The sequence below is a fragment of the Phenylobacterium sp. genome (genome assembly GCF_030679875.1).
GTDB lineage: Bacteria > Pseudomonadota > Alphaproteobacteria > Caulobacterales > Caulobacteraceae > Phenylobacterium.
In genome coordinates this window covers 1-25,249 of sequence record NZ_JAUXSP010000001.1, presented here as the reverse complement: position 1 = coordinate 25,249, position 25,249 = coordinate 1, and the positions used below count along the sequence as shown (strand labels likewise).

The following is a 25,249-nucleotide window of genomic DNA, read 5'->3' as shown; positions in this document are numbered from 1 at the left end:
CTGACGCAGGGTCAGGCGCGGAACGCCTTCCCCCCCTCGCCGGCCCCGGTCAGTATGGCTCCAAGAGGCCAGGCGCTGATCAAGGCGCGGCCAGAGGCGGAGGACCAAGGGCTCGTGATACTCAAGGGTTTGAAGGTGGTGGAGTTCGCCACCTATATCGCCGCGCCGGGCGCCGCCGGGATCCTGGGCGACTGGGGCGCCGAGGTGATCAAGATCGAGCGGCCGGGTGGCGACGACATGCGCCACGTCTTCGCCGACGCCAAGAGCGACTTGGGCGCCAATCCGACCTTCGAGATGGACAATCGCGGCAAGCGCTCGGTGGTGCTCGACATCTCCAAGCCGGAGGGCCGCGAGGCGGTGGCCAGGCTGGCGGCGAGCGCCGACGTCTTCCTCACCAATGTGCGGCCGGCTTCCCTCAAGCGCGCCGGCCTGGACGAGGCGAGCCTGCGGCCGGCCAACCCGCGGCTGATCTACGCCCTGGTCACCGGCTATGGGATGGAGGGGCCAGACGCCCATAAGCCGGGTTTCGATGTCACCGCCTTCTGGTCCCGGGCCGGCGTGGCGCGGATGACGACGCCCAAGGGCGAGGACCCCTTCCTGCTGCGCACCGGCTTTGGCGACCACATCACCTCTCTGGCCACCACCTCGGCCATCCTTGCGGCCCTCTATGAGCGCGAGCAGACTGGCGTGGGCCGTATGGTCCAGACCTCGCTCCTGGCCACCGGGACCTATACGGTGGGCTCGGACCTGGCCGTCCAGCTGCGCTTTGGCAAGCTGTCGTCCAACAGGTCCCGCCGCGAGCCGCTCAATCCCCTGGCCAACTTCTTCCAGAGCGCCGAGGGCCGCTGGTTCGTCACCAATCCCCGGGGTGGGACGGTGGACTGGGCCGCCATGGCGGCGGCCGCCGGGCGGGCTGACCTGCTGGAGGACCCGCGCTTCGCCACCGGACGTCTGCGCAAGGACAACACCGCCGCCCTGACATCTGAGTTCGACGCCGCCTTCGGGGCCCTGTCCTGGGACGAGATCACCACCCGCCTGGACGCCGCTGACCTTGTCTGGGCGCCGGTGCAGACCCCAGCCGAGGTGGCCGCCGACCCGCAGGTGCGCGCCTCAGGCGCCCTGGTGCAGGTGGAGAACGCTCAGGGTGGGTTTGGCGATTCGCCAGCCGCCCCGGCTCAGTTTCCCGGGGTCGATCTCAGCCGCAGGCCGCCCCCGCCAGGTCTTGGCCAGCACACGCGGGAGGTGCTGGCGGAACTCGGCTACGGGACGGAGACCATCGAGGCCATGATCGAGGTTGGCGCCGCCGGCGTCTAGCTGTCGTCGCGGGCGTCGGACAGCATCCGGAGCATCTCGCTGGAAAAGAGCGCGCCCCCCAGGCGCTGACCCGCGCCCGCCCCTTCAGGGGCCTGTGATCCCCGCAGGATGAAGTCCACGAGGGCTTCCTGTTCCCGCATGGCCTCGGCGCGGCGGGCGGAGGCGTACTGGATGAAGCCGGTGTCCGCCGGCGCGTTTTCCCGCGGCCGGATCGCCTCGCCGCCGCCGCCGGTGCGGGTCAGGTTGGCGTAGACCTCCGCCACGGTCGCGGCCCGGCCGCCCTTGTAGAAGATCGATCGATTGGCCCGGGCGGCTTCCGGGAACAGGGACGCAGCGCTGGCGCCGGGCTGCGACCGGGTGGCCTCGATCAGCTTGGCTGATCCGTGTGGTCCCAGGAAATGGGCGGCGTAGAGTTCGCCGGCGGTCGGGGTGCGTCCCACCCGGCCCTTCAGATAGGCGGCGTGGTCGGAGGTCAGTTCGCCGGCCATCAGGGACGCGGCCTGGGGATCGAACCGCAGGTCCATGACCGTCTTGCGCGCCTCGGCGCCGGAGACCCTGAAACGGCCATCCGAACCCTTCTGGATCAGGTCGGCGTAGCGGGCGTAGCCGTATTTGGAGCCATGCTGCTTGAGCGTCGCCAGCCAGGTCTGTTCGACGAACTGGAACAGGCCAGCCGCCGATGAGGTCTTGGCCTTGGCGGTGGGATTGTAGCCGCTCTCCCGGTGAGCCGTGCCCATCAGGAAGGTGAAATCGACGCCCGTCGCGCTGGAGGCGCGCTGGATCGCGGTTTCAACCGCACCTCTGAGACCCTGGACGGACATGGCCCCTGAATGACCCGGGCATGGTTAACGTCGCGCTAACCACGTTCGCTCAGCCGTTCAGGCGCGAAAACGCCGAGGCGCCATAAGGTCGGCCCAGGGCCCAGGCTCTCGGCCGAACGCGCAGGCGGCGACCACCTCTCCGACCAGGGGCGCCAGCAGCCAGCCGTTTCGCCGGGCGCCGCAGGCCAATATGAGCCCCGGCCTCTCCGAGGAACCGACCAGGGGCAGGCCGTCGGGGGTGGCGGCGCGGACCCCCGACGCGGCCGTCCAGGCCTGACCTTTCAGCCCGGGAAAGACGAGCTCCGCCCTGGCGGCGAGGTCAGAAGCGATATCGGGATCGACACCGGCCCGCCCCTGCCCGACCTCCATGGTGGCCCCGATCAGCAGCCCCTCGGCGGACGGGACGGCATAGGCCCCCGGGCCGCGCAGCACCGGTCCTTCATAGGCGAGGCCACGATAGCGCAGGATATGCCCGCGGATTGGCGTCAGGCGGGCGAGTTCCGGCGCCAGGGCCAGGTAGTCAAGGGACGCTCCGGTGGCCACAACCGACAGATCGTGGTCGGCTGAGTCCGGCGGCGCGCTGAGACGCCTCACGCCGAGACGACGGGCCGCCTCGGCCAGGCGCGCCAGAGCCCCAGCATCAACCCGCCAGTCGCCGCCGACCTCCAGCCCCCCGGTGACCTCCGGGCCATAGCCGCCCCCGAGATGGGGCAGGCCGGTCAGGTCGAGTCGCGCGGTGTCCAGGCCAAGGGCCTGCCCTGCAGCCCTCAGCTGCGCCAATCGCCCCGCATCCCCCAGTAGGACCGCGCCGGACCGGTCGAGCCCGATCCCGAAGGTTGCGGCGAAGTCAGGCCAGCGGGCCTGGGCGGCGACGAGCAGGTCCAGGTGCGGGGCGGCGGCGGGATCAGTCAGGGCTTCGCTGAACGGCGCCAGCATGCCCGCGGCCACGGCCGATGCGTTGGCGTCCGCCGGACCTGGATCATGGAGCGTCACCCGGGCGCCCCCCCTGGCGAGGGCCAGAGCGCTGGTCAGGCCAAATACGCCGGCGCCGGCCACCGCGACTCTCAAAGTCTGGCTCATAGGGCTAACGAGCCAGCCGGCGGCGGAAAATCAAGCGGAACCGCCCTGCCAGCCGTCGAGTTGAACCATCCCTGTCGAAACCCCGTCGCAAGAACGCCGTCCCATGGCCGAAGCCCTCGCGCTCACTGTCCCCGCACCGATTGATGATCTCGCCCGTCAGGTCTTGCGCCTGGCCTGCGACCGAGACCTGAAGCTGGCGACGGCCGAAAGCTGTACAGGCGGCTTGCTGGCCTCCCTGCTCACCGATATTCCCGGCTGTAGCCACGCTTTCGAGCGAGGTTTCGTCGTCTATACGGACGCGGCCAAGCATGAGCTGCTGGGAGTCCGTCAGTCGGTGCTCGATATCGAAGGCGCCGTCTCGGAGGCCGCAGCCCTGGCGCTTGCTGAAGGGGCGCTGGAGCGGTCGCAGGCCGATGTCGTGGCCGCCATAACGGGCTTTACTGATCCGGGTCCCTCTCCTGAAGAGGAGGCGGGGCTTGTGCATTTCGCCGCGGCGCGCCGCGGCGGTCCGAGCCCCAGCCACAGGCGTATGCGGTTCGGCGCCATTGGCCGGGCCCGGGTGCGCCAGGAGGCCCTGCAGACCGCACTCGAGATGATGCGTGACGAAATCCTGGCGATCTGAGCCTCAACGGCGCCCGAACAGAAGCTCCAGCCCCTGAATGACATCTTCCATCAGCTCATCGGCCCGCTCGGCGTCAGAGGCGCGCAAGGACGCCGCCCCGTGACCGCAGGCCCACACCGCCCAGGCGATCTTGTCGATCTGGGCTATGTCCTTTCGCGCCGGCAAGGCGACGGCGACAGCGGCCTGCAGGACGGCGAAGCACCGGACCCGCGCCTGCTCGACTCCGGGATGGGTGGCGACGGCAGGATCGAACATCAGGCCGAACATCGCCGCGTCGGTCTTTGAATAGGCGAAATAGGCCCGTGCGAGAGTCCGGATCCGCTTACCCTCCTGAGCGGAGTCCTGCGCGGCTTTGAGCCGCTGTTCCAGCTCCAGAAACCCGGCGGCGGCCAGTTCGGCCAGCAGTTCGCCCTTGCCCGAATAGTGGTGGTAGACCGAGCCCGCCGCGATCCCCGCCCGCGCCGCGAGGGTGCGCAGGTTGAGCTTGGCCACGCCCCCCTCCTCGACGATCGCGCGCGCCTCCTCCAGCAGTTGCGCCCGGAGGTTTCCCACGTGGTAGCGCCGGCGGGCGGCGATGTCGGACCAGGTCATGCGGCTCCAAACCGTGGGGTGATTGCAGCCGATTGAGCCGGACAACCGTCGGTGTGTCCAGCGCAACAGCGCCCCCACGCCCCTGGAACCGAGCCCGGAACCGCCCGCCAGGAGTCAGCGTTGCAGAAGTCAGCAGACTTTGGATGAAGGACCATGGCTCAAGCAATCTCGAACGATCCCTACGCCCACAGCGCCCATGCCCCCCGGGGACGGTGGCCAGTCCGACGCAGCGTGATCTTCGTCCTGGCCGCCTCGGCCGCGCTTTGGATGCTGATCCTGCTGCCGGCCGCTGCGCTCTAACCACCACCGGTTAGATGATGCAGGACGATGCCGCTGGTGGTGGCGACGTTCAGCGAATCAAAACCCCCGGCCATGGGAATGCGAACCGTCTCGCATCGCGCCAGCAGGTCGAGCGGCAGCCCGGGCCCTTCAGCCCCGAAGATCACCGCAGTCCTTCGCGTGCGTACATAATCCCTGAGATCCTGAGCTCCGGACGGCGTGAGCGCCACGGCCTTGAACCCCATTTCGTGCAGCAGATCGATTGCGTCGTCGGCGGCCTCCAGCCTGGCGAACGGCGTGATCAGCGCCGCCCCGACCGAGACCCGGATCGCCTTGCGATAGAGCGGGTCGCAGCAGCTGGCGTCCAACAGGACGGCGTCGACGCCGAAGGCCGCAGCGTTGCGCAGCAGGCCGCCCATATTGTCGTGGTTGCCGATCCCGTGGACCACCGCCACCAGGGCGTCCGGGCCAAGACCAGATAGAAGCTCGCGCGCTGCCGGCGTCGCCCGCCGCCGGCCAAGCCCCAGGAGACCCCGATGGATGGGAAAGCCTACGATGGCGTCCATCACCGCCTGCTCTGCCACATAGATCGGCGCCGTCAGCTCCCGGTCGCCGACGAGCTCCATCAGCCGCGCGACCCGATCACCCGCCGCCAGCAGCGCCAGGGGCTCGCACAGCGATGATGCCAGCAGGTGGCGCAGCACCACCTCGCCCTCGGCGATGAACTGACCGCGCCGCCCGACCAGATCGCGCTCGCGCACCTGCAGGAAGGGCTCCACCCGGGGATCGGCTGGGTCGGTGATGGTCGTAAGTCGCGGTGACAGAAGGGTCTTCCTTGGGGGCCGCGAACAATCGCGCGGTGAGCGAACGGGAAAAGTTGACGCCGGCGTCATCTTTAGCCTATCGTAGGCGAAAATCTGGAGGATTCCCCATGGCTGACGGTACGGTTGATATTCTGAAGGATGCGCGGGCCAAGGCCTACGGCACGCCCCTTGATCAGCTCAACCCCGCCCAGCCTGAGCTGTTCCAGGCCAACGCCATGTGGCCGATCTTCGAACGGCTCCGGAAAGAAGCCCCGGTCCACTACACGGCCGAGAGCGAGTACGGCCCCTACTGGTCGATCACCAAGTACAACGACATCATGGCGGTGGACACCAACCACCAGGTCTTCTCCTCCGAGGGCGGCATCACCATCGCCACCCAGGACGGCGATGAAGGCCCCCTGCCCATGGTCATCGCCATGGACCCGCCCAAGCACGACGTCCAGCGCAAGACCGTCAGCCCAGCCGTCTCGCCGATGAACCTGGCGATCCTGGAGCCCCTGATCCGCGAGCGGGCGGCCAAGATCCTCGACAGCCTGCCGATCGGCGAGGAGTTCGACTGGGTCGACAAGGTCTCGATGGAACTGACGGCCATGACCCTGGCCACCCTGTTCGACATGCCGCAGGAAGACCGTCGCAAGCTGACCTACTGGTCCGACGTTGTGACCGCAGTCCCCGGCCATGGTCTGATCGACACCCTCGAGCAGAAGATGGAAATCTTCATCGAGTATCACGGCTACTTCACCGAGCTGTGGAACCAGCGCGTCAACGCTGAGCCCACCGGAGACCTGATCTCCATGCTGGCCCACGGCGCAGAGACGCGGAACATGTCGCCCCGGGAGTATTTCGGGAACATCGTCCTGCTGACCGTCGGCGGCAACGACACCACCCGCAACACGATCACCGGCTCGGTCCTGGCCCTGAACCAGAACCCCGACCAGTACGCCAAGCTCCGCGCCAATCCCGAACTGATCCCGTCCATGGTCTCCGAGACCATTCGCTGGCAGACGCCCCTGGCCCACATGCGCCGGATCGCCACCCAGGACTTCGAAATGGGCGGCAAGACCATCAAGAAGGGCGACAAGGTCGTCATGTGGTACGTCTCGGGCAACCGCGACGACGAGGTCATCCATGACCCCGACAGCTACATCATCGACCGCGAGCGTCCGCGCCAGCACATCTCCTTCGGCTTCGGCATCCACCGTTGCGTCGGCAACCGCCTGGCCGAACTGCAGCTGAAGATCATCTGGGAAGAGATCATGAAGCGCTTCCCCGACATCCAGGTGGTGTCCGAGCCCAAGCGCGTCTTCTCGACCTTCGTGAAGGGCTATGAGTCCATGAAGGTGATCATCCCCACCCGGATCTAGTCTCCGCGCCAGCCTCCAGTTGGTGTTGCAAGGCCCCGTCGCCCCTCCGGGCGGCGGGGCTTTTGTTTGGCGAGGCGGTCGCCTGGGTTTAAGCGAAGCCGATGAAGCCCTGGATCCACCTCGATTCCGCACAGATGCCCGATGGCGGTGGCGAGTTGCGTCTGATGCGACGTGACACCGAGTTCTCGATCATGGCCGGGTCGATCGAGCTAATGAACAGCCGGCTGAGCGGATCTGAGGAGGCGCTTGCAACCCTGGCCTGGGCGCGCCTTGCCGGCCGAGAGGGTCCGCGCGTGCTGATAGGCGGTCTGGGCATGGGGTTTACCCTGCGCGCGGCGCTGGCTGTCCTGCCGGCCGACGCCAAGGTCACGGTCGCCGAGCTCGTTCCAGAGGTGATCGCCTGGGCCCGCGGCCCCCTGGCCGAGGTCTTCAGGGGCTGCCTGGACGATCCTCGCGTCGCCGTCCACCAGGGCGATGTCGGCCCCCTGATCGCAGCCGCGCCCGCCGCCTGGGACGCTATCCTGCTGGACGTGGACAACGGCCCCGAGGGCCTGACCCGCAAGGCCAATGACAGCCTCTACGACCTGCCCGGCTTGGCGCGAGCCCAGACCTCTCTGCGCCCCGGCGGCGTGCTCGCGGTCTGGTCTTCGGCGCCCGATGAGGGCTTCACCCGCCGGATGCGCCGCACCGGTCTCAAGACCGAAGAGGTGCGCGTGCCCGCGCGCAAAAACGGCCGCGGCGCCCGCCACGTGATTTGGTTGGGGGTACGGGGCTAGGCCTAGTCGTCGATCCCGGCGCGCAACGGATCTTGCCCGGTCAGGCCCTCAATATGCTGGCGCTGCTGGCGGACCCGCTTGGCCAAATTTTCGACCGGCGGGGCCGGCTTTGACTCTTCCACCTTGTCAGGCTGGGCCTCGCCGGCCGGCGAGGATCGGCTGTCGTTCTCGTTGTCCATGACAGGCCTCCCGAAGTCCCTATCGCGGCCCGATGTCCAGACCGTCGGGTCCCTTTTCGACGTCGTTATCCAGGGGATCGCTACGGTCGGGCAGTTCAGGGATGTCCTGGCCAGGGCGGCCGCCCGCCGGCAGCTCACTGGGCGGGGGCTGTTGATCGTCTGACGGATCAGGGATGAGCTCAGGGTCAGGCATGGCGGCTCCTCTCAACGTGAACACGCCAGCTCAACGCCCCGCCGCGCCGACTTGATCCGTCGGCCCCTCTGAACCACCGCCCGCGCTCTGAGTTTAGCCGTGATGAAAAAGCTCGGCCTGCTCCCGTCTGCTCTCATTGGCGCCGTCGCCAGCGCCCGTTCCATGACTCCCATGGCCACCCTGGCCACAGCCCGCCTGGCCGGCGGTCGAACCCCCGGAACCCTGGTCCTGCTGGACCATCCCCTGTTCAAGTACGGCGCCCTGGCCATGGGGGTGGGCGAGCTGTTCGGGGACAAGATGAAATCGGCGCCGGACCGGACCGTGTTCCTCGGTCTGCTGGCGCGGGTGATGAGCGCAGGTATCGCCGGGGCGGCCCTGGCGCCCCACGGGCGGGAACGGGCCGGCGCGGCGGTGGCGGTCGGCGCGGCGGTTCCCCTGGCCTATCTCACCCTGGCGGGCCGCAAGCGCGCCATGTCCCGGCTGGGACAGACCCGCAGCGGACTGCTGGAGGACGCTCTGGTTGTCGCCGCGGGGGTCGCGGTCGTGGCCCTGACCGTAAACCGCCGGGGCTAGGCTCAGCCCAGATTGCGGCGGAACAAGGTGATCAGCCGCTCCCAGTGGCGCTCGGCGGCGGCCTTGTCGTAGGCCGCGCGCTGGGGAAAGGCGAAGCCGTGCGCCGTTCCGGGATAGAGCTCAAGCTCGGTCGGCGCCTCGCGGGGCTCCAACGCTTCGGCCAGGGCGCGGACGGTCTCCAGGGGCGCCCAGCGGTCGGTTTCGGCGCAGGCGAAATAGAGCTCGGCCTCCGTCTGGTGGGCGACCTTGTGCGGACTGTCATCCCTCTCGGTGACCAGATAAGTCCCATAGAGCGAGGCCGCCGCGGCGATCCGGTCGGGATGACGGGCTGCGGCGTTGATCGAAAACTGGCCACTCATGCAATAGCCGAGGCAGCCGGCGGGCCCCTTGCCTGCGGCGGAATCTTTCTCGGCGAAGGCCAGCAGGGCGTCGGAGTCAGCCATGACCATCGGGATGGTCAGGCCGTTCATCAGCTCGACCATTCGCTCGCGGGTCGCCTCGTCGTTAAGGTCGCCGATCTCCAGCACGCCTTCCCGATGATAGAGGTTGGGCAGCATGACGTAGTAGCCGACGGTGGCCAGCCGCCGGGCCATGTCGCGCAATTCTTCGCGGATGGCGGGGGCGTCCATGAAGAACAGGATCACCGGATGGGGCCCGTCTCGCTCCGGATGGACCACGAAGGTGGTCATGGCGCCATCGGCGGTGGCGACCTCGTGGACATGTTCGATCATGAGATGGCTCCTGGCTTACACAGAACGGAGGCCACCGGCCGCCGCGCCGTTCGGTCATCCTAGGCGGATCGCCCTGTTCCGGGGGGCGGTGGGTTGAGCGCGGTGTTCATGGCTTCGACCAGCCGGCCGACCTCGATCGGCTTGGCCACCACCTCGTCCATCCCGCAGGCGACGTATTCTGCTACCTGATGGCTCAGCGCATTGGCGGTCAGGGCGATGATCGGTGTGCGCGGCCGCCCCAGGCGGGCCTCATCGGCGCGGATCAGACGGGTGGCTTCCATTCCGTCCATGACCGGCATCTGGGCGTCCATCAGGATGAGGTCCCAAGGCTCACGACGCCAGGCCTCGACCGCCGCCACCCCGTCCCCGACAAAGAATGGCTCGACCCCAAGCTGACCCAGCAAGGTGTCCAGCACCAGTTGGTTGACCTGATTGTCCTCGGCGGCCAAGACGCGCAGAGCCTCGCTAAGGGCCTCCGGCGCCGTTTCGCGCGGCGCCGGAGGCGCGTTTAGGCCGTGGGCTGATCCCCTTGCCAATGGCAGGGTGATAAGAAAGGTCGAGCCGTCCCCAAGCTGACTGGACAGGGAGAGCTCCCCCGCCATCAGCGCAACCAGTTCGCGGCAGATGGTCAATCCCAGACCCGTCCCGCCGAAATGGCGGGTGGTCGAGCTGTCGGCCTGGACGAAGGACTCGAAGATGAGGGCCTGACGGTCCTCGGCGATCCCAACTCCGGTGTCGGCGACGCTGAAGCGCAACCCGGCTGGGACGTGATCGAGGCCGATGACCACCTCGCCTGTCGCCGTGAACTTCAGAGCGTTGGATACGAGGTTGGACAGCACCTGACGCAGTCGCCCCGGGTCGCCTCGGAACGGGCCTGCGGCGGCAGGGGTCGCCTCGACACGCAGGTCCAGGGCCTTGGCGGCGGCCAGGGAAGCAAAGGTCTCCCTGACCCCGTTGGCCAGATCGACGGGATCAAAGTCGATGTCCTCCAGCTCGACCTTGCCGGCGTTGATCTTGGAGAGATCAAGAACGTCGTTGACGATGGAGAGCAGGCTCTCGCTGGAGCGGCAGATCACCTCCAGGCGCTGGCGCTGCGCGTCAGGCAGGTTGTCGCGGGCCATAGCCTGGGCCATGCCGTAGATCCCGTTCAGGGGCGTCCTGATCTCATGGCTCACCGTCGCCAGGAACAGGCTCTTGGCCTCGTTCGCCGACTCTGCGGCTTGGCGTGCTTCGATCAGTTCCTGCTCATTGCGCTTCTCCTGATCGATGTTGCGGACTGCGCCCACCGCGCCGATCAGTTCGCCGGCGTCGTCACGGATCGCTTCGGCGACGCTCTCGACCCAATGCATGGCCCCGTTCTGGCGAACATGCCGGTGGACGACGTGAAACGGTGGCCCGCCCGCCAGATGTTCGTCCCAGGCGGACAGCGCGCCGGGAAGGTCATCGGGATGGACCGGCGCCCAGAGGTTGTCCATCGCCGCTTCATAGTCGATCTGGTCACGCCGCTGCTGCTCGCTGAACGCCTCCCGGCGGGCATGGTCGAGCTCCCAGACCCGGAGTCTGGCGATGCGCATGGCCGCCCGGAGCCGGCGCTCCGACCGGGCCGAATCCTCCAGCGCTGCCTCCAGTTCGTTGGCCATCTTCACCCGGGCGTAGTCGTCGCCCAGCAGGGAGGCCAGCGACTCAAAGTGCCGCACCACCTTGTCGGCAGGGGGCCGCACCTTCGTGTCGATCGCGATCAGGGCGCCCAAGACCTTGCCCTCGGTGAGGATCGGCACCCCCACAAAGGCCTTCACCTCGGAGCCGGCAGGCGCCAGATTCATCGCCCGGGCCGTGGGGTCGGCGTCAAAATCGCCGATCCAGAGAGGCGCCGCCGTCGCCATCACGTGACGACTGGGGAAGCGCTTATTGGTGTCGCCCTTGAACGGCCGGGTGCGGGACTGCCTTCGCCCTTCCCGCCACACGACATCGGCGCCGACACCGCCATAGACCGCGTGCGCCAGGCGAACCACGCGCTCGGCGGTTGCGCGCACGGCCTCAAGGGGAACGGGAGCCTGGAGCAATGAACGGGTCCTCGACGCGATTTCCGAAGCCTATCATAGGGCCGCACCGTTGAGCCGGCGGCCTCACGAGGCGCCCAAGGAGGTGCGGCAGGACGCCACACCCCTACGGGCGCGGTCAGTCAGAAGTTCACACGGCTGGAAATCGCCCCGTCCACCAGCATGTTGATGCCCGTCGTGAAGGCCGAGCGGGGGCTGGCCAGGAAGACGGTGGCCGCGGCGATCTCTTCGGGGGTGGCCATGCGGCCGGTGGGGTTTCGCTTGATCATGGCGTCGAAGAAGCCCGGCGCATTGGCCTTCACATTGCCCCAGACGCCGCCCTCGAAGAACACCGTGCCCGGCGAGACGACGTTGCAGCGGACGCCCTTGGCCGCGCCTTCCTTGGCCACGCCCTTGGCGTAGTGAATGAGGGCCGCCTTCATGGCGCCATAGGCTGAGGGGCCGCTGGCCTCGGCGGCCGAGACCGAGGAGGTGATGATGAAGGCCGCGTCACCACTGGCGGCCGCGGCCTTTTCCAGGTGAGGCTTGGCCGCCTGATAGGTGCGCACGGCGCCCAGCATGTCGATCTCGAACATGGCGCGCCAATCGTCCTCCGACCCGCCATTGACCAGGGCGCTGGCGTTAGAGATGAGAATGTCCAGGCCCCCAAGGGCGCCGGCCGCAGCCTCGATGAAGGCCTTGAGGGCCGGACCATCGGCGATGTCCACCGCCTGGCCCCAGGCCTTGACGCCCTTGGCTTCAAGAGCGCTGACCGCCGCATCCACCCCGTCCTGTCCACGGGCGCAGAGGGCCACGTCACAGCCCTCGTCAGCCAGGAGCTGGGCGATCGCCAGGCCGATGCCGCGGCTAGCGCCGGTGACGATCGCCTTCTTGCCCTTCAGTTGCAGATCCATCGTCGTTTCCCGTGCCTGATTTGCTTTGAGGACAGTTACGCCGCGCCTTGGCCGGCGGATCAAGGGCACCTGCGGCGATTCCTGATCATTGTTCTCTTTGCCATTGCGCCCCCGGGAGCACGCCGCCAAGCTGGACCTCAAGGCCGGCCGCAAGAGCCTGCCGCTCTGGGAGGATGACCATGCGAAGCTTCGCCCTCGCCCTTTGCGCCCTTGCGCTCGCCGCCCCCGCCCACGCCAAGACCCTGGCCGTGGCGCCTGGCCCCGACGCCCAGGAGGCCCTGCAGCTGGCCCTGCTCGACGCGAAGCCGGGCGACGTCGTCGAACTGGCCGCAGGCCGGTTCGAGCTGACCGACGGCCTGTCCCTGGACGTGGATGACGTGACCATCCAGGGCGCCGGGCCAGACGCCACCATCCTGTCCTTTGATGGCCAGCAGGGCGGCGCCGAGGGCCTGCTGATCACCTCGGACCGGGTGACGGTGCGCGACTTTGCGGTGGAAAATTCCAAGGGCGACGGGGTCAAGTCCAAGGACGCCGACCAGATCAGCATGATCAATCTTCGGGTCGAGTGGACCGGCGGGCCCAAGGCCACCAATGGCGCCTACGGGGTCTATCCGGTGGGGTCATCCAACGTGCTGATCGACCGCGTGATCGTCCGCGGCGCGTCTGACGCTGGCGTCTATGTGGGGCAGTCCAACAACATCATCGTCCGCAACAGCGTGGCGGAATTCAACGTCGCCGGGATCGAGATCGAAAACTCCAGCAACGCTGACGTCTATGGCAATACGGTCACCCACAACACCGGCGGCATCCTGGTTTTCGACCTGCCCAACCTGCCGGTGATGGGCGGCCACTCGACCCGGGTGTTCGACAACAGGATCGTCAATAACGACACGCCCAACTTCGCGCCTGAGGGCAATATCGTCGCCAGCGTGCCGGTGGGCGCGGGGGTCATGATCATGGCCAACCGCAATGTCCACATCTTCGATAATGAGATCGACGGCAACCAGACCGCGGCCATCATGCTGGTCGGCTATACGCGGGCCTTTGACGATGCGACCTACAACCCCATTCCCCGGGAGGTGGTGGTCCGCGACAACCGGATCGGCCGAAATGGCTGGGCGCCGGCCTTCCCGGGCGGGACAGAGCTGGCGGCCGCCGTCGGCGGGACCCTGCCTCCGGTGATGTGGGATGGCGTCGCCCCGGAGACGGGTCCCCAGGCCATGCGGATCACCGACGGCCCGGTCCTGAACCTCAACCTGCCCAAGGCTGGCGCCATGGATCAGGCCAATCCCTCGGTCACGCCCACCCTGGAGCGCGGCGAGATCCTTGAGCCTGCCGCCGTCGTCCTGCCGGAGGCCCAGGCCGCGCTCATCTCATGAGGCGCGGGCTGCTGGCCGCGCTGTTCGGCCTCGCCGCCCTGGGCCTGAGCGGCGCCCAGAACGCCCCGTCGCCGGTCCGGCTGGAGCTTATCCTGGGCGATACCCCGGCGCCGCGCCTGTCCGACTATGGGCTGTTCCAGGATGCGGGCGCGCGCACCCCCAGTCCGCGGGTGACGCCCTATGATCTCAACACCCCGCTCTTCAGCGACTATGCGGTCAAGCATCGCTACGTCTTCACCCCGAAGGGCGAGACCGCGCGCTTCACCGAGGCCGGTCCGCTCAACTTTCCGGTGGGCGCCGTCCTGGTCAAGACCTTCGCCTTCGCCCCGGACATGCGCGCGCCCGCTGTGGGCGAGCGATTCGTGGAGACCCGGCTGCTGATCCGAAAGGCGGAGGGCTGGACCGCCCTCGCCTATGTCTGGAACGCCGACCAGACGGAGGCTGTGCTCAGGCGCACCGGCGCACGTCTGGACGTGGCCTTCATCGATCCTCAGGGTCAGGCCCAGGCGATCAGCTACCTCGTGCCCAATCAGAACCAGTGCAAGACCTGCCACTCGGCGGACGGCGAGCTCGTCCCCATCGGTCCCAAGGCGGGCAACCTCAACCGCGATCTGGACTATGGGGACCGCGTCCAGAACCAGCTGGTCGCCTGGCGGCGGCTGGGTCATCTGAGCGGCGGGCCAGACGCCGCCGAAATTCCGCGCACAGCGGCCTGGGATGACCGGTCAGCAGGCCTGGAGGCCCGGGCGCGCGCCTATCTCGACGTCAACTGCGCCCACTGCCACAATCCCGCAGGCATGGCCTCGACCAGCGGCCTCTTCCTCGGCCTGGAAGAGCAGCGCCCCGCGCATCTGGGGGTCGGCAAGGGGCCCGTGGCCGCCGGGCGGGGCTCAGGCGGCCTTTCGGTCTCCATCGCCCCCGGCCACCCCGAGCGCTCAATCATGATCTATCGCATGGCCTCGACAGACCCCGCGATCATGATGCCGGAATTGGGGCGCGCCCTGCCGCATCAGGAAGGAACCGCCCTGGTGGCGGCCTATATCGCCAGCCTGAAGCCCTGACCTCACCCCCAGCGACCGACGACGTCTACGGTCAGCCCATGGTCGGTCTCACGGAGGCTGGCCTCAACCCCATAGGCCACGGCCAGGACCTCAGCGGTCAGCGCCTCTCGAGGCGGGCCATCGGCCAGCACGCGCCCCTCGACCAGGACGATGATGCGATCGGCGAGGCGGGCGGCCAGGGTCAGGTCATGCAGGGTGATGATCACCCCGCAGCCCCGCTCATGGGCCATCCGACGAAACAGATCGGCGGCGTCCAGCTGGTGGCGGGGATCGAGACCGGCCAGGGGTTCGTCCGCCAGGAGCCAGTCCGGCTCACCCGCCAGGGCCCGCGCGATCAGCACCCGGGCCCGCTCGCCCCCGGACAGGGTGGTGACATCCCGGTGCGCCAAGGGCTGCAGGTGGGCGGCCGCCAGGGCGCGGTCGACCGCCACCTCATCGGCCACGCCCAAGCCTCGGGCCCCCAGCCAGGGGGTGCGTCCAAGGCCGACCAGGGTGCGGACCTCCAGGCCCCAGGCGATCTCCGGGGTCTGGGGGATGAAACCGATCTGTTGCGCCCGGACCTTGGCCGACAGGCCGCCCAGCGGCCGCCCGTCCAGCCGGCATAGGCCCGATGCGGGTCGCCGCAGCCCGGCCAGACAGGACAGCAGGGTCGACTTGCCGACCCCATTGGCGCCCAGGATCGCCACCACCTCCCCTGTGCGGAAGGTTGCGCTAACGCCGGCCAGCACTGGCTTTCCGCCAAGGGTGAGATTCAGGTCCTCGGCCGCTAATTCACTCATGAGAGCCTCCGGCGCTGAACCAGCAGGAGGCCTAAGAAAAACGGGCCGCCCAGGGCCGCCATGGCCACGCCCAGCCGCACCTCGGCCGCCGAGGGGATCAGACGCACCAGGATGTCGCCGGCCAAGACGATCACCGCCCCGCCAAGGGCGCTGGGCAACAGCAGGCCCGCGGGCCGGGGCCCCAGAAAAGGCCTGAGCAGATGTGGGGTCACCAGGCCAACGAAGCCGATCACCCCGGTGACCGCGACACTGGCGCCGGCGGCCAGGCCAACGCCGAGGGCCAGCAATACTCGGGTGCGCGGCAGGCTGATCCCCAGGGACTGGGCTCCGGCCTCCCCGAGCGTCAGGGCGTCCAGGGCCCGACCGGTGATCAGCAGCAGGGCCAGGCCCACAGCCACGAAGGGACTGGCCATCTGCAGGTCAGCCAGGCTGCGGTCGGTGAGCGAACCCATCAGCCAGTTGACGATCTCGTTCACCGCCCAGGGATTGGGGGCGAGGTTCAGCGCCAGCGCCACCCCGGCGCCCGCCACAATGTTCAGCACGACCCCAGCCAGGACAAAGGTCACCGCCCCAGGCGCCGATCCCGTCAGCCCGATCAGCACCATCACGCCCATCAAGGCGCCGGCCATGGCGCAGAGCGGCATCAACCAGGCGATTCCCGCCAGGACAGGGGCGTAAAAACCCACATAGAGGGAGATCACCGCACCTAAGGCCGCCATAGAGGAAACCCCCAGAACCCCTGGATCAGCCAGGGGATTTCGGGTGTAACCCTGTAGCGCAGCCCCGGACATGCCCAGGGCGGCCCCGACCACCACGGCCAGCAGGGTGCGGGGGATACGCAGTTCGAGGATGATTACCCAGCCGGGGTCGCCGGCGCGCCAGGCCTCGAGCGGAACCCAGACCCGTCCGACCATCAGGCTGAGGGCTGACAACGCCACCAGCGCCAGGGCGAGACCGGCCATGACCGCAGGAGCTGACAGGCGTCTCATGCCGCCGCCAGGACATTGCGCCGCGCCCGGGCCAGGGCTTGGGCGGTTTCGATGAGCACCGGGCCGCCGCAATAGAGCAGACGCTGGGGGAAGGCTTCCCGGCGCATGAGGCCTGAGATCCGGTCAAGGGCGGGGTGACTGAGGACCCGGTCAGCCCAGGTCGGCGCCCCAGGGGCCGCCTGCCCCGCCAGAAGAACCTGGGGCGGATCAGCGATGATCTGCTCAAGACCAATATTGCCCCAACGCCCCAGACCATAGCGGGCGGCCACGTTCTCAAACCCCGTGCGGCGGAGCATTTCGTCGGTCAAGGTGCCGGTCCCGGCGGCGAAGCCGTTGGGTTGATAGACGATCGCGGTCAATCTGGGCGCGCCGGCCGGCGGGGCGGCGGCGGCGAGCGCGGCCTGAATCCGGGCGATGACCGCCTGGCCCCGCGCCGGCTGACCGATCAGCCGGGCGACCTCCCGAATCTGCGCCAGGCTGCCGGCCACGGTCTGGGGGACATCAAACATGGCCTGGGGAATGCCCAGCCGCTGCAGGGCGTGACGGGTGGCCGGGGCCGAGTGATGACTCATCAGCACCAGGTCGGGGCGCAGGGCCACCACCTCCTCGGCGGTCTCGTGGGTGATCGGGATGTCCCTGGCCAGCCGCGCGAGAGTCGAGGCCTCGGAGTCGCGCGCATAGTGGGTCAGGGCCGCGATCTGCGACCGTTCGGCCACATGGAACAGGATCACGTCCAGGCAGGGGTTGAGGGACACCACCCGCCGCGGTCGGGGGGGCGGCGCTGCGCCGACGAGGCCGAGCGCAAGCCCGCCCACCGCAGCGCGGCGGGAGAGAGCGCCTGGGCGCAGCATCGTCGGCGCGCCCATCAGAACCGGGCCCGCAGGCCTAGGGCGCCGAAGCGGCCCAGCTCTCCATAACCGCGGGTCGAGGGGGCGCGGTCATCGAAGACGTTCTCCACCCGCCCATAGACTTCGAAGGTGTCGCTGAGCGGCCAGGCGGCCCGGAGGTCCAGCAGGGCCCGCGGTTCCAGCCGATTGAGGTTGGCCGCATCATCGAACGCCTCGCCGATGTAGCGCACAGCGAGGGTGGCGGTCGGACCTGCGGTCCAGACATGGGTCAGGGACATGTAGCCCTGATGCTCGGGCCGGCGCGCCAGCTGATTGCCCCGATTGGCCGATCCCGCCGACTCGTTGGTCGCATCGGTCCAGGTGTAGTTGGCCGCAAGATCGAAGGGCCCGACCTTGGCCTGGCCCGTCAGTTCGACCCCATGGGCCTCGGTGCGGGCCGTGTTGCTGTAATAGCCGAACCGGGTGGACCCGCCGACCCGGCAAAGGGGATCGGCAGGCGCGCTGAAACAGGAGACGTAGTCGATCTGGTTGGTCGTCTTCCGCTGGAACCAGGTGGCCGAGACCAGAGCCAGACCGCCGGCGAGCGACTGTTCGACGCCAAGGTCCCAGGCGTCGGCCTCCTCGGGATCAAGGGCCAGATTGCCGTATTCGCTATAGAGCTGATAGAGGCTCGGCGCCTTGAAGCCCTGCCCGAGACTGGCCCGCAGGACCGTGTCGCCGCCATTCAGGGACCAGGCCAAAGCGCCCTGCCCCAGGGTCTGGCCGCCGAAGGTGTCATGCTCGTCCCGCCGCACGCCGGCGGTCACGGTCAAACCGGCGAGCAGCGGTCCCTGGAGCTGGAGATAGGCGCTGTCCAGGTCGGCGCTGGCCGCCTGGGCCGGCGGGTTGGGGTTGAAGGCGCTGGGCGAGAGCGTCCGCATGGCGGCCTCCTCCCGCTCCAGGCCAAACACCGCCTGCCAGGCGGGCGTCAAGGCGAAGCTTCCCTGGTACTCCCAGCGGTCGACCTCGGAGAGGGCGTCAAAGGTCACGTCCGTCACCGCCTGCGCCGGGTTGAGGCTCTGGCGGTCGGTGCGGGTCCGGGAATAGGCCAGCCGGTTACGCAGCCGCTCATCCAGCAGGGCGAGGTTGAGGCCGACATAGCCAACCAGTTCCTCCGTGACGCCGTACTCGGCGGTGTCTGCGAAGCTGTAGGCCGGGGCCGGATAGCCGTCGACCTGGGCCCGGCCGTAGGAATAGACGCCGCGCAGATCCAGGGACAGATTGTCGGTGATCTTCACCCCCAGGCGGCCATTGGCGCTGGTGTGCTGGAATCCGTCATCCTCGGCGCCGCCGGCCACGGCGGAGACCCCGTCGGTGGTGTAGTAGCCGGCGCCCAGGCGCCAGACGAGGCGCTCGCTGGCCCCGCCGACTCCGCCCCGGACATAGGCGGTGGCGTTGTCGCCGCCCTCAACATCCAGGCTGGCCTGGAACGGCGCGGTCGGGACGGTGGTGATCACATTCACCACGCCGCCAATGGCCTGGCTGCCCCAGAGCGTGGACTGGGCGCCGCGCAGCACCTCGACCCGGGCCACATCGCCGGTCAGCAGGTTGGCGAAGTTGTAACCCGCCCCAGGCTGGGCCACGTCGTTGAGACGGACCCCATCGATCACCACCAGGGTCTGGTCGCTCTCTGCGCCGCGGATGCGCAGAGCGGTGACGCCGCCTGGTCCACCATTGCGCGAGAGGGTGACGCCGGCGGTGCGGCCCAGCAGATCGGGCAGCAGGATGGCCTGACTGGCCTCGATCTGCGCCCGGTCGATCACGGTGACCGCCTGAGCGACCTCGGCTGCGGCCGCCGGCGCCCGGTTGGCGGTGACGATCACCCCGCGCACGGCGTTGGACGACTCGGCCCCGGCCACGTCGGGCGCGGCAGCCGGTTGGGCGGCTGCCACGGTGGCGGACAGGACGCCCAGCACGGCGGCCGTAGAAAACAGAATGGACTTCATTGGGTCTTGCCCCTCGAATTGACGACAACGAGCCGACAAGGAGGCGGACCACGGGGAGCCGGACGCAGGCGCGCGACTCCGTCGGGATCCGCGCCCTCGCGCGGCCCTGGACGGTTGTCGCCACCCGGGTAGACCCGTTCGTTCGGCGCACCCCGGCCGGACGAAGGACGACCGCGACAGGCAGGTCTCCTGGCTAACGGGTCATCACCCCTTGCACGCCGCCTTCCCAGACCCGAGGGCCCAGTGGCTGAGTGGCGTGCGGGCTCGCCGCTTACAGTTGCGGGGGCAGCCCAGGTTTCACACCTGAGTTCCCTTTTGATCCCCTCTCGGGGAACCTGTCGCAAGGCCAGCCCTTAGGGGCGCTTGCGGCCGTCGTCAACGCTGACGCGATGATCGGCCTGCTGGTCAGGGCGCTTCGACGGGCAGACGCAGGGCGTGGCGCATGACCTGGAACAGATAGGGCTGGTCCATGGAGCCGGTGACCAGATGGGCCGACGGCCCCTGGGCATAGGCCGGCACGTCCTCGCCGGTATGGGCCGCGCTTGCAAGCCGCACCCCGGCCTGGCGGACATGGTCTGTCGCCGTCACATCAACCCCCTCCAGAAGCGGGCGACCTTCCTCGCCTTCCGGACCTCCAGGGCCCGTGGAGTAGACCAGGATCGGCAGCGGCCGGCCATCGCCAGCCAGGCGTGGGGCGCCGGTGGGGCCCTTGATCAGGCCCAGGACATCGTCGTGCCGGGCGCCGCCGTTCAAGGTCAGGCCATGACTGTGATCGGCAGTGACAATGATCAGGGTGTCTTCGGGATCGGTGAGCGCCTGGGCCGCGGCCACGGCCTTGGAGAACTCGATACTGTCGGTCAGCGAGGCGTTCAGGAGGCCGGCGTGGTGGGCCTTGTCGATATGGGCGGCCTCGACAAGCAGCACGTAGCCTTCAGGCGCGCTCGCCAGTCGCGTGATCGCCGCCCGGGTCATCTCTTCCAGGGTCGGGGCCTGGGGCGCCACGGTCGGACGATTGACCTCCTGCGGAATGTGCACGGACGCAAACAGCCCCAGAATGTCCTGCCCGGCGGCGACCGCGGCGTTCATGGCGTCCCGATCGGTGACCACGACACTGTCAGGGCGCCCCGACCAGCGGGCGGCCAGGTCCTGCCCGTCCTGCCTGCGCCCACCCGCCTCAGCCGGCTGGAAAAAGGACAGACCGCCGCCCAGGGCGATGTCAGGCCGCAGATCGTCAGGCGCCAGGACAAGCTGAGCGGCGATATCGACACAGCCCGCAGCCTTGGCCGCATCTGGCATATCGGCGTCGCTCTGCCAGTTGCGGTCGGGGCTATGGGCATAGAAGGCGGCGGGCGAAGCGTCTGTCAGGGACGAGGTGGCCACCACCCCCACAGCCTTGCCGAGCTCGCGCTTGGCCCGTTGCGCCAGGGTCGGAACATTGCGGCTGGTGTCGCACACCCCACGGCGTGCGCCACCGTCGACGCCGATCCCACCGTTGATGGTGCGGTGGCCCGTGGTGATGGCTGAAGCCCCGTTGGCCGAATCGGTGACCAGGCCGTCCGCCGAATAGGTCCGGACCAGACCCCCATAGGGCATCCGGTCAAACGCGAGATCATAGGAGGCGCCGTCTGCGCCCGCCCGCTGTCCCGCCAGAATGCGCGTCGCCGTGACGGTGGAGACCCCCATCCCGTCGCCAATGAACAGAATGATGTTCCGCGCAGGCTCGGTGTTGGGCGCCCGCGCCAAAGCCGCCTCCAGAGCCGTCTGCGGGCCGGCCTCAGCCGGACCAGACCACAGGGCGACAGACGCCACCACGGTGGCGGCGAACGCGCCGGCGGCTCGAATGGGGATCGGGATGGTCATGGGGCCTCGCAACACCGCGCGGGAGGAGCCCGTCAAGGCCCCAGGGGATGTGCGGCTTATGGCCCGGGAATGTGACGAAGGGACGAAACCGGGACCCGAAATCCCGTAGGGCGATGGTACCACCTCCCGGGTTCGAACCGGGGACCTCCAGAGCCACAATCTCGGGGGCCATCAGGTCCTTCAAAGACTTAGCCGGACAACCTGAAAAACCGCAGGCACGCGAACGGCGTTCGCGGGGCTTGGCCGTTGACTCCGATGTTCTCCTGTCGTTCTCATTTCGCCATGGCCTGCCCCAAGCCCCCTCGCCCCCTGCCCGCTGAACCGCCGCCCCTGCCGGCGGGCTTCCCCGGCGGCTATGTCCGCATCATCGGCACGGTCGGCGAAGGCGGCATTGTTCGGCTTGCACCGGGGCCCGGCAATCGGAGCTCTAAGGCCCAGACTCGATGAAAGAGACGCCCCAGACCCTCTGGCAGAATGCGATGAGCTTCGCGTTTGCGATCGACAAGATCGCCCGGGATGAGGATGACGCCACCGTTGGCCGCTACTCGGCTGCCGCCCACCTCCTCAGCGGGTTCGCATTGGAGCTCGTGGGGAAGGCGTTCCTGCTTCACGTCGAAGATCCCACGCGCTCCAGGCACGATCTCATTCAGCTCTATGAGCGCGTGACCGCTCACGGTCTCGATGTGCCTGCCGACATCCGGGTGGCGGTGGAGGCTCTCGCACCCAGTCATAAAGACCTGGCTTTTCGCTACATGCCCCCTGGCTACAAGACGACGGTCCCGGACCTTGGTGTGTTCGCGCCAAGCCTCGTGTCCTTCGTCCGCGAGATGGCCATCGTTATGGCCGGAGAGGAACGGCAAGTTGTGAGCTGGCTGTGGGCAGATCGAACGTGAGCCCGGTCCCAACATCAGCCGACACTGACGACGGCGTGCCCCTGGCGCACTATCGCCAACATGAGGGCTGCGGCGTCGAGATCACCTGCAATGTCTGCGTGAAGCGCCGCGTGGTCGGCCTTGAGGCCGTTATCGCCCGCCTGGTCGCCACCGGCCGGGGCGGACCGCAGACCGGCGTGCGGGCCATCGCCCGGCTGATCCGCGAGCCTTGCGGCTGCGGGGCCAGGTCATGGGACACCCGGCCGGCCTTTCGCGCGGGGATCTACGCCGACGGCGTCATCCCGCCGGCGCTGCTCATTGAGGACCAGGAGCGAAGCGATGACGCCTGAAGATAGCGATCTACTGGCTGAGGTGTCGCGTGAGTTGGCCATCCTGCCTGGGCATTGGGAATGGAATTGCCCGACCGCCGAGTTCGCCGTCGACATCAATCGCGTTGAGCCGCCCACTCGATCGCCAGGCACGGTAGGTTTCGATCGCACTAGGCTGACATCTCTGATGCGCCAGCTCCGGTCCGCCGGCGAGATCCCGCCAGTTGGGCTACGGCGCCTCGGGGGCCGCCCCTATGAGTATGCCGTGTACGATGGCTATCACCGTTTCTGGATATCTTTGGCGCTGGGCGTTCGTGCTTTACCTGCGCTGCTCGTCGAGCCGATTGAACTGCGATGAGCCTCCACCCCGCACTCGCGCCTGACCATGCTGCGGCTGCAGAGGGCCTGAACGCGCCGCCGGGCATCGGACCCGCTGGTGGACGGGGTGGATACCTGTAACACCTCACCGCCGAGCAACAGGCCCAGCCCTGGCGTATCGGCAAGGATGACCTCCCAAACGCAAAGCGCCCCCGGCCTGGGGGCCGAGGGCGCAGGGATCTAGCAAAGTAGCCAGATCGCGAAGGCGATGGCGCGGATAATTGCCGCGACATCGACCTTTAGCCAGTGGCGCAGTGACATGGGGAGATACCATGGCAGGGCCGATCGATCAGGCGTTGAAGCCTAGCTTGCGCGCAAACAGTGAAGGGCGCTCTTCGCCCAGTCTCCGCAGCTCTTGCGGGTTCTCTGGTCTGGCACTCCGCCTCTGTAGCGGAGGTTAGTCCCCGGGGTCGCCGGAAACGCTAGACGCCATCTGTAGGCGTCCGTGGCCCTCTTGGCCGGTGGGCATATTGCTTGTGAATCAGCTGGACCGCAACCGCGCACTCACAGCAGCCGAGCCTGCGGCTCCAGCGCCTGCAGATTGACGCCTCGGCCGATCAGCAGCTCGGAGACCTTCTGGCTCTCGCCGGAGATCTGATAGCGGGTCTCCACCTCTTGGATTTCCGCCCAGGCGAACGCCGTTCGCACCTCGGGCACGTCATTGATGGAGACCAGGACCCTGGCGTCACTGGCGGCCAGGGCTGCCGCCAGGCGGTCGAAATCCGCCCGCGCGAACAGGCCGGGGCCATAGTCGCCTTCTGAGCCCCAATAGGGCGGGTCGAGATAGAACAGGGTGCCGGGGCGGGCGTAGCGCGGCAGAAAGTCGGCCCAGTCCAGGTGCTCGATAATGACGCCGGCGAGCCGCTCATGAAGTCGCTCGAGGCGCGGCTCGAGGCGCTTCAGGTCGAAGGCGTGGCCCGCCTTGGTGTCCACCCCGAACGACCGGGCAGTCACCTTGCCGCCATAGGCCAGGGTCTGCAGGTAAAGAAACCGGGCCGCGCGCTCGATGTCGGTCAGGTCCTGAATCCGCGCGCTCTTGAGGCGGTCGAACTCCACGCGCATGGCAGGGCGCCACCTGAGCTCCCTCAGAAGGGCTTCCGGATGGCGCTGCAGCACCCGGTAGAGGGTTACGATGTCGCCGGATACGTCGTTTATGACCTCAGCCGGCGGCCGGACCCCGCGGCGGAGAAAGACCCCGCCCATGCCCACGAAGGGCTCGGCGTAGCAATCATGGGGCGTGGCGGCCAGGATGGCGCAGATCCGTCTGGCCAGAAGGCGCTTGCCGCCAATCCACGGCGCCGCTGGCTCGGCCGGGATCACCGGCCGCAATAGGTTTTCCATTAAGAGGTTCCAGGTAGTCATCCGCTGGCTCGGCCGAGCAGGGCGGATGGGCCGTCGGCGATCGACGGCGGTTCGTGGCGAGGTCGCACTCGCCGATCGGCGCGCGTCAACGCGCCGGTCCCGCCTCTCGGCGGAATAGCAAGACGACCCCAGCCGGACGGCCGAGGGCGTCAGGACCACTCGGGTGCTGAGCCGGGCCGTCAGCCTCGACCGATCACCAAAACCTCCACCACGGCCGCAGCCGCCTATCCCGCGCCTCCGCGTGCCGCGCCTCAAGCTCATGCTCAGCGTCGTGGATGGCCACCGCCGCCGCCCGCGCCCCGTCGCAGGCGACCAGCTGGGCGCCGCGGGTGGCGTAGCCGATCTCCAGGTCGGCCTGGGTCGGCTCGGCCGGCAGGCGATGCAGGCTGCAGGCCGCCCGGGCCTGGGCGGTCATCTCAATCTGGGGGCTGTCCGCAGCCGTCGAGATGAGGTGCTGTCCCGCACAGCTGGTCATCATGAGCGCGCAGGCGATCAGCCCGGGCAGGATCCAGGGGCGCATCGGCGTCCTCCGCTTGAATGGCGGCCCGCTCCAGGGCGCTGAGCGCCTGCTGCTGGGCCAGGGACTGCTGGTGAAGGGCCTCGGCCAGATCGGCGGCCAGGTCGGCCCCCTCGCCCTCCAGCTCGGCGCTGACGGCCTTGTCGGTCGCGGTCTCGATGGCGGGCGCGGCGTCTCGCCGGCCGGCCAGGAAGACGATGGCCAGGATCATCGCAATGCCGACAACACCGGCGGCGAGCAGGGCCAGGCGCAGGCGGATATCCAGGCTCACAGCCAGAGCCCCTGCCGGATCTCCGACCCGGCCTTCCCCGCCTGGGTCATCACCTGCTGACGCATCCGCGGGGCGAAGCTGATGTGCACCACGCCCCGGCTGGTCTCCAGGATCAGCTGGTCGAACTTCAGGCCGCTGTCGCGGATCCGCTTGGCGGTCTCGTATGGGCTCAGGCCCGCGACCACGATGTCGGCCGCATGGCCCTGGGCATGGTCGGAGGTCTTCACCCCGCCCACCGCCGCGTTCACGGCCGGGTTGCGATAGGCCGAGGTGACGGTGATCGGCCGGTCGCCCAGCAGGCTCCGGACCTTCTCCAGAT

Annotated in this window: 29 protein-coding genes and 1 riboswitch; of the genes, 11 read left to right on the top strand and 18 right to left on the bottom strand. The window is 68.5% G+C overall.

Going from position 1 to position 25,249, the window contains the following annotated elements; all coding sequences use genetic code 11:
• Window positions 1–114 precede the first annotated feature (114 nt).
• Window positions 115–1,314 carry a CaiB/BaiF CoA-transferase family protein gene (locus tag Q8K84_RS00145; protein ID WP_305279316.1) on the top strand — a complete coding sequence of 400 codons (1,200 nt, stop codon included), beginning with the start codon at window positions 115–117 and terminating at the stop codon, window positions 1,312–1,314.
• Here Q8K84_RS00145 and Q8K84_RS00140 read toward each other — a convergent pair.
• Together Q8K84_RS00140 and Q8K84_RS00135 are read right to left on the bottom strand one after the other, a co-directional pair.
• Entirely contained in the window at window positions 1,311–2,135 is an 825-nt protein-coding gene (locus Q8K84_RS00140) for a transglycosylase SLT domain-containing protein (RefSeq protein ID WP_305279313.1), read from the bottom strand. The two genes, Q8K84_RS00145 and Q8K84_RS00140, sit on opposite strands and share 4 nt — an antisense overlap.
• 57 nt (window positions 2,136–2,192) lie before the next feature.
• On the bottom strand, window positions 2,193–3,203 hold the full coding sequence (locus Q8K84_RS00135) for an FAD-binding oxidoreductase (protein ID WP_305279311.1): 1,011 nt from the start codon (window positions 3,201–3,203) through the stop codon (window positions 2,193–2,195).
• Between the two features lie 115 nt (window positions 3,204–3,318).
• Between Q8K84_RS00135 and Q8K84_RS00130 the strand changes: the two genes are divergently transcribed.
• Window positions 3,319–3,837 (top strand): CinA family protein, encoded by a 519-nt coding sequence (locus Q8K84_RS00130; RefSeq protein WP_305279309.1) that lies wholly within the window; start codon window positions 3,319–3,321, stop codon window positions 3,835–3,837.
• A 3-nt stretch (window positions 3,838–3,840) separates the two neighbouring features.
• Here Q8K84_RS00130 and Q8K84_RS00125 read toward each other — a convergent pair whose 3' ends face one another.
• Window positions 3,841–4,428, bottom strand: a complete 588-nt coding sequence (locus tag Q8K84_RS00125) for a TetR/AcrR family transcriptional regulator (protein WP_305279306.1) — start codon at window positions 4,426–4,428, stop codon at window positions 3,841–3,843.
• A 153-nt stretch (window positions 4,429–4,581) separates the two neighbouring features.
• On the opposite strand from Q8K84_RS00125, the gene Q8K84_RS00120 reads away from it, so the two are divergent.
• Window positions 4,582–4,728, top strand: a complete 147-nt coding sequence (locus tag Q8K84_RS00120) for a hypothetical protein (RefSeq protein WP_305279303.1) — start codon at window positions 4,582–4,584, stop codon at window positions 4,726–4,728.
• On the opposite strand, the gene Q8K84_RS00115 is transcribed toward Q8K84_RS00120, so the two are convergent.
• Window positions 4,725–5,486: an RNA methyltransferase gene (locus tag Q8K84_RS00115; RefSeq protein WP_305279300.1), complete on the bottom strand. Its 762-nt coding sequence runs from the start codon at window positions 5,484–5,486 to the stop codon at window positions 4,725–4,727. The two genes, Q8K84_RS00120 and Q8K84_RS00115, sit on opposite strands and share 4 nt — an antisense overlap.
• 152 nt (window positions 5,487–5,638) lie before the next feature.
• Between Q8K84_RS00115 and Q8K84_RS00110 the strand changes: the two genes are divergently transcribed.
• On the top strand, window positions 5,639–6,895 hold the full coding sequence (locus Q8K84_RS00110) for a cytochrome P450 (protein WP_305279297.1): 1,257 nt from the start codon (window positions 5,639–5,641) through the stop codon (window positions 6,893–6,895).
• 101 nt (window positions 6,896–6,996) lie between these two features.
• Entirely contained in the window at window positions 6,997–7,671 is a 675-nt protein-coding gene (locus Q8K84_RS00105) for a spermidine synthase (protein WP_305279294.1), read from the top strand.
• Between the two features lie 2 nt (window positions 7,672–7,673).
• Here Q8K84_RS00105 and Q8K84_RS00100 read toward each other — a convergent pair whose 3' ends face one another.
• Entirely contained in the window at window positions 7,674–7,850 is a 177-nt protein-coding gene (locus tag Q8K84_RS00100) for a hypothetical protein (protein WP_305279290.1), read from the bottom strand.
• 19 nt (window positions 7,851–7,869) lie between these two features.
• Window positions 7,870–8,043 carry a hypothetical protein gene (locus Q8K84_RS00095; RefSeq protein ID WP_305279287.1) on the bottom strand — a complete coding sequence of 58 codons (174 nt, stop codon included), beginning with the start codon at window positions 8,041–8,043 and terminating at the stop codon, window positions 7,870–7,872.
• Window positions 8,044–8,145: 102 nt separating this feature from the next.
• Between Q8K84_RS00095 and Q8K84_RS00090 the strand changes: the two genes are divergently transcribed.
• Window positions 8,146–8,616 carry a hypothetical protein gene (locus tag Q8K84_RS00090; RefSeq protein ID WP_305279284.1) on the top strand — a complete coding sequence of 157 codons (471 nt, stop codon included), beginning with the start codon at window positions 8,146–8,148 and terminating at the stop codon, window positions 8,614–8,616.
• Between the two features lie 2 nt (window positions 8,617–8,618).
• Here the strand turns inward: Q8K84_RS00090 and Q8K84_RS00085 are convergent, their stop codons facing one another.
• From Q8K84_RS00085 to Q8K84_RS00075, 3 genes are all read right to left on the bottom strand, one after another.
• Window positions 8,619–9,347 (bottom strand): dienelactone hydrolase family protein, encoded by a 729-nt coding sequence (locus Q8K84_RS00085; protein ID WP_305279282.1) that lies wholly within the window; start codon window positions 9,345–9,347, stop codon window positions 8,619–8,621.
• A 59-nt stretch (window positions 9,348–9,406) separates the two neighbouring features.
• Window positions 9,407–11,410: an ATP-binding protein gene (locus tag Q8K84_RS00080; protein ID WP_305279278.1), complete on the bottom strand. Its 2,004-nt coding sequence runs from the start codon at window positions 11,408–11,410 to the stop codon at window positions 9,407–9,409.
• A gap of 119 nt (window positions 11,411–11,529) precedes the next feature.
• Window positions 11,530–12,300: an SDR family NAD(P)-dependent oxidoreductase gene (locus tag Q8K84_RS00075; RefSeq protein WP_305279275.1), complete on the bottom strand. Its 771-nt coding sequence runs from the start codon at window positions 12,298–12,300 to the stop codon at window positions 11,530–11,532.
• Window positions 12,301–12,479: 179 nt separating this feature from the next.
• Here Q8K84_RS00075 and Q8K84_RS00070 point away from each other — a divergent pair, with 179 nt between their 5' ends.
• On the top strand, window positions 12,480–13,679 hold the full coding sequence (locus Q8K84_RS00070) for a parallel beta-helix domain-containing protein (protein WP_305279272.1): 1,200 nt from the start codon (window positions 12,480–12,482) through the stop codon (window positions 13,677–13,679).
• Window positions 13,676–14,740 carry an SO2930 family diheme c-type cytochrome gene (locus Q8K84_RS00065; protein ID WP_305279269.1) on the top strand — a complete coding sequence of 355 codons (1,065 nt, stop codon included), beginning with the start codon at window positions 13,676–13,678 and terminating at the stop codon, window positions 14,738–14,740. Before Q8K84_RS00070 ends, Q8K84_RS00065 begins: the two co-directional genes overlap by 4 nt.
• A gap of 2 nt (window positions 14,741–14,742) precedes the next feature.
• Here the strand turns inward: Q8K84_RS00065 and Q8K84_RS00060 are convergent, their stop codons facing one another.
• From Q8K84_RS00060 to Q8K84_RS00040, 5 genes are all read right to left on the bottom strand, one after another.
• The gene (locus Q8K84_RS00060) at window positions 14,743–15,519 is read right to left on the bottom strand and encodes an ABC transporter ATP-binding protein (RefSeq protein ID WP_305279266.1); all 777 of its coding nucleotides are present in this window, start codon (window positions 15,517–15,519) and stop codon (window positions 14,743–14,745) included.
• A complete protein-coding gene (locus Q8K84_RS00055) occupies window positions 15,516–16,508 on the bottom strand; it encodes an iron ABC transporter permease (RefSeq protein WP_305279263.1) in 993 nt (330 codons plus the stop codon). The genes Q8K84_RS00060 and Q8K84_RS00055 overlap by 4 nt, the downstream gene beginning before the upstream one ends.
• Window positions 16,505–17,359 carry an ABC transporter substrate-binding protein gene (locus Q8K84_RS00050; protein WP_305279260.1) on the bottom strand — a complete coding sequence of 285 codons (855 nt, stop codon included), beginning with the start codon at window positions 17,357–17,359 and terminating at the stop codon, window positions 16,505–16,507. Before Q8K84_RS00050 ends, Q8K84_RS00055 begins: the two co-directional genes overlap by 4 nt.
• Before the next feature lie 14 nt (window positions 17,360–17,373).
• Window positions 17,374–19,341 (bottom strand): TonB-dependent siderophore receptor, encoded by a 1,968-nt coding sequence (locus tag Q8K84_RS00045; RefSeq protein ID WP_305279257.1) that lies wholly within the window; start codon window positions 19,339–19,341, stop codon window positions 17,374–17,376.
• A gap of 161 nt (window positions 19,342–19,502) precedes the next feature.
• A riboswitch (cobalamin riboswitch) is annotated at window positions 19,503–19,695 on the bottom strand.
• Between the two features lie 51 nt (window positions 19,696–19,746).
• Entirely contained in the window at window positions 19,747–21,201 is a 1,455-nt protein-coding gene (locus tag Q8K84_RS00040; RefSeq protein WP_305279254.1) for an alkaline phosphatase, read from the bottom strand.
• 443 nt (window positions 21,202–21,644) lie between these two features.
• Here Q8K84_RS00040 and Q8K84_RS00035 point away from each other — a divergent pair, with 443 nt between their 5' ends.
• Genes Q8K84_RS00035 through Q8K84_RS00025 form a run of 3 tightly spaced genes read left to right on the top strand, consistent with a single transcriptional unit; the run spans window position 21,645 to window position 22,760 of the window.
• Window positions 21,645–22,094, top strand: a complete 450-nt coding sequence (locus Q8K84_RS00035; RefSeq protein WP_305279252.1) for a hypothetical protein — start codon at window positions 21,645–21,647, stop codon at window positions 22,092–22,094.
• Complete coding sequence (locus Q8K84_RS00030) at window positions 22,091–22,423, top strand: hypothetical protein (protein ID WP_305279250.1); 333 nt, start codon at window positions 22,091–22,093, stop codon at window positions 22,421–22,423. Before Q8K84_RS00035 ends, Q8K84_RS00030 begins: the two co-directional genes overlap by 4 nt.
• Window positions 22,413–22,760 carry a ParB/RepB/Spo0J family partition protein gene (locus Q8K84_RS00025; protein ID WP_305279248.1) on the top strand — a complete coding sequence of 116 codons (348 nt, stop codon included), beginning with the start codon at window positions 22,413–22,415 and terminating at the stop codon, window positions 22,758–22,760. The genes Q8K84_RS00030 and Q8K84_RS00025 overlap by 11 nt, the downstream gene beginning before the upstream one ends.
• Before the next feature lie 524 nt (window positions 22,761–23,284).
• Here the strand turns inward: Q8K84_RS00025 and Q8K84_RS00020 are convergent.
• The 4 genes from Q8K84_RS00020 to Q8K84_RS00005 form a co-directional block, all read right to left on the bottom strand.
• Complete coding sequence (locus Q8K84_RS00020) at window positions 23,285–24,121, bottom strand: DNA adenine methylase (protein WP_305279245.1); 837 nt, start codon at window positions 24,119–24,121, stop codon at window positions 23,285–23,287.
• A 214-nt stretch (window positions 24,122–24,335) separates the two neighbouring features.
• Window positions 24,336–24,557: a hypothetical protein gene (locus tag Q8K84_RS00015; protein WP_305279242.1), complete on the bottom strand. Its 222-nt coding sequence runs from the start codon at window positions 24,555–24,557 to the stop codon at window positions 24,336–24,338.
• Between the two features lies 1 nt (window position 24,558).
• A complete protein-coding gene (locus tag Q8K84_RS00010) occupies window positions 24,559–24,930 on the bottom strand; it encodes a hypothetical protein (protein WP_305279240.1) in 372 nt (123 codons plus the stop codon).
• Window positions 24,927–25,249: D-Ala-D-Ala carboxypeptidase family metallohydrolase (locus tag Q8K84_RS00005; RefSeq protein WP_305279237.1), on the bottom strand; the 323-nt coding region annotated here is incomplete at its 5' end. The genes Q8K84_RS00005 and Q8K84_RS00010, both read right to left, overlap by 4 nt.

Excerpts from the sequence above, each read along its gene's own strand:
- Q8K84_RS00140 (WP_305279313.1), bottom strand. The coding sequence starts at position 2,135 with ATGTCCGTCCAGGGTCTCAGAGGTGCGGTTGAAACCGCGATCCAGCGC.
- Q8K84_RS00130 (WP_305279309.1), top strand. The coding sequence starts at position 3,319 with ATGGCCGAAGCCCTCGCGCTCACTGTCCCCGCACCGATTGATGATCTC.
- Q8K84_RS00125 (WP_305279306.1), bottom strand. The coding sequence starts at position 4,428 with ATGACCTGGTCCGACATCGCCGCCCGCCGGCGCTACCACGTGGGAAAC.
- Q8K84_RS00120 (WP_305279303.1), top strand. The coding sequence starts at position 4,582 with ATGGCTCAAGCAATCTCGAACGATCCCTACGCCCACAGCGCCCATGCC.
- Q8K84_RS00110 (WP_305279297.1), top strand. The coding sequence starts at position 5,639 with ATGGCTGACGGTACGGTTGATATTCTGAAGGATGCGCGGGCCAAGGCC.
- Q8K84_RS00105 (WP_305279294.1), top strand. The coding sequence starts at position 6,997 with ATGAAGCCCTGGATCCACCTCGATTCCGCACAGATGCCCGATGGCGGT.
- Q8K84_RS00100 (WP_305279290.1), bottom strand. The coding sequence starts at position 7,850 with ATGGACAACGAGAACGACAGCCGATCCTCGCCGGCCGGCGAGGCCCAG.
- Q8K84_RS00095 (WP_305279287.1), bottom strand. The coding sequence starts at position 8,043 with ATGCCTGACCCTGAGCTCATCCCTGATCCGTCAGACGATCAACAGCCC.
- Q8K84_RS00090 (WP_305279284.1), top strand. The coding sequence starts at position 8,146 with ATGAAAAAGCTCGGCCTGCTCCCGTCTGCTCTCATTGGCGCCGTCGCC.
- Q8K84_RS00085 (WP_305279282.1), bottom strand. The coding sequence starts at position 9,347 with ATGATCGAACATGTCCACGAGGTCGCCACCGCCGATGGCGCCATGACC.
- Q8K84_RS00075 (WP_305279275.1), bottom strand. The coding sequence starts at position 12,300 with ATGGATCTGCAACTGAAGGGCAAGAAGGCGATCGTCACCGGCGCTAGC.
- Q8K84_RS00070 (WP_305279272.1), top strand. The coding sequence starts at position 12,480 with ATGCGAAGCTTCGCCCTCGCCCTTTGCGCCCTTGCGCTCGCCGCCCCC.
- Q8K84_RS00065 (WP_305279269.1), top strand. The coding sequence starts at position 13,676 with ATGAGGCGCGGGCTGCTGGCCGCGCTGTTCGGCCTCGCCGCCCTGGGC.
- Q8K84_RS00060 (WP_305279266.1), bottom strand. The coding sequence starts at position 15,519 with ATGAGTGAATTAGCGGCCGAGGACCTGAATCTCACCCTTGGCGGAAAG.
- Q8K84_RS00055 (WP_305279263.1), bottom strand. The coding sequence starts at position 16,508 with ATGAGACGCCTGTCAGCTCCTGCGGTCATGGCCGGTCTCGCCCTGGCG.
- Q8K84_RS00050 (WP_305279260.1), bottom strand. The coding sequence starts at position 17,359 with ATGCTGCGCCCAGGCGCTCTCTCCCGCCGCGCTGCGGTGGGCGGGCTT.
- Q8K84_RS00045 (WP_305279257.1), bottom strand. The coding sequence starts at position 19,341 with ATGAAGTCCATTCTGTTTTCTACGGCCGCCGTGCTGGGCGTCCTGTCC.
- Q8K84_RS00040 (WP_305279254.1), bottom strand. The coding sequence starts at position 21,201 with ATGACCATCCCGATCCCCATTCGAGCCGCCGGCGCGTTCGCCGCCACC.
- Q8K84_RS00035 (WP_305279252.1), top strand. The coding sequence starts at position 21,645 with ATGAAAGAGACGCCCCAGACCCTCTGGCAGAATGCGATGAGCTTCGCG.
- Q8K84_RS00025 (WP_305279248.1), top strand. The coding sequence starts at position 22,413 with ATGACGCCTGAAGATAGCGATCTACTGGCTGAGGTGTCGCGTGAGTTG.
- Q8K84_RS00020 (WP_305279245.1), bottom strand. The coding sequence starts at position 24,121 with ATGGAAAACCTATTGCGGCCGGTGATCCCGGCCGAGCCAGCGGCGCCG.
- Q8K84_RS00015 (WP_305279242.1), bottom strand. The coding sequence starts at position 24,557 with ATGACCGCCCAGGCCCGGGCGGCCTGCAGCCTGCATCGCCTGCCGGCC.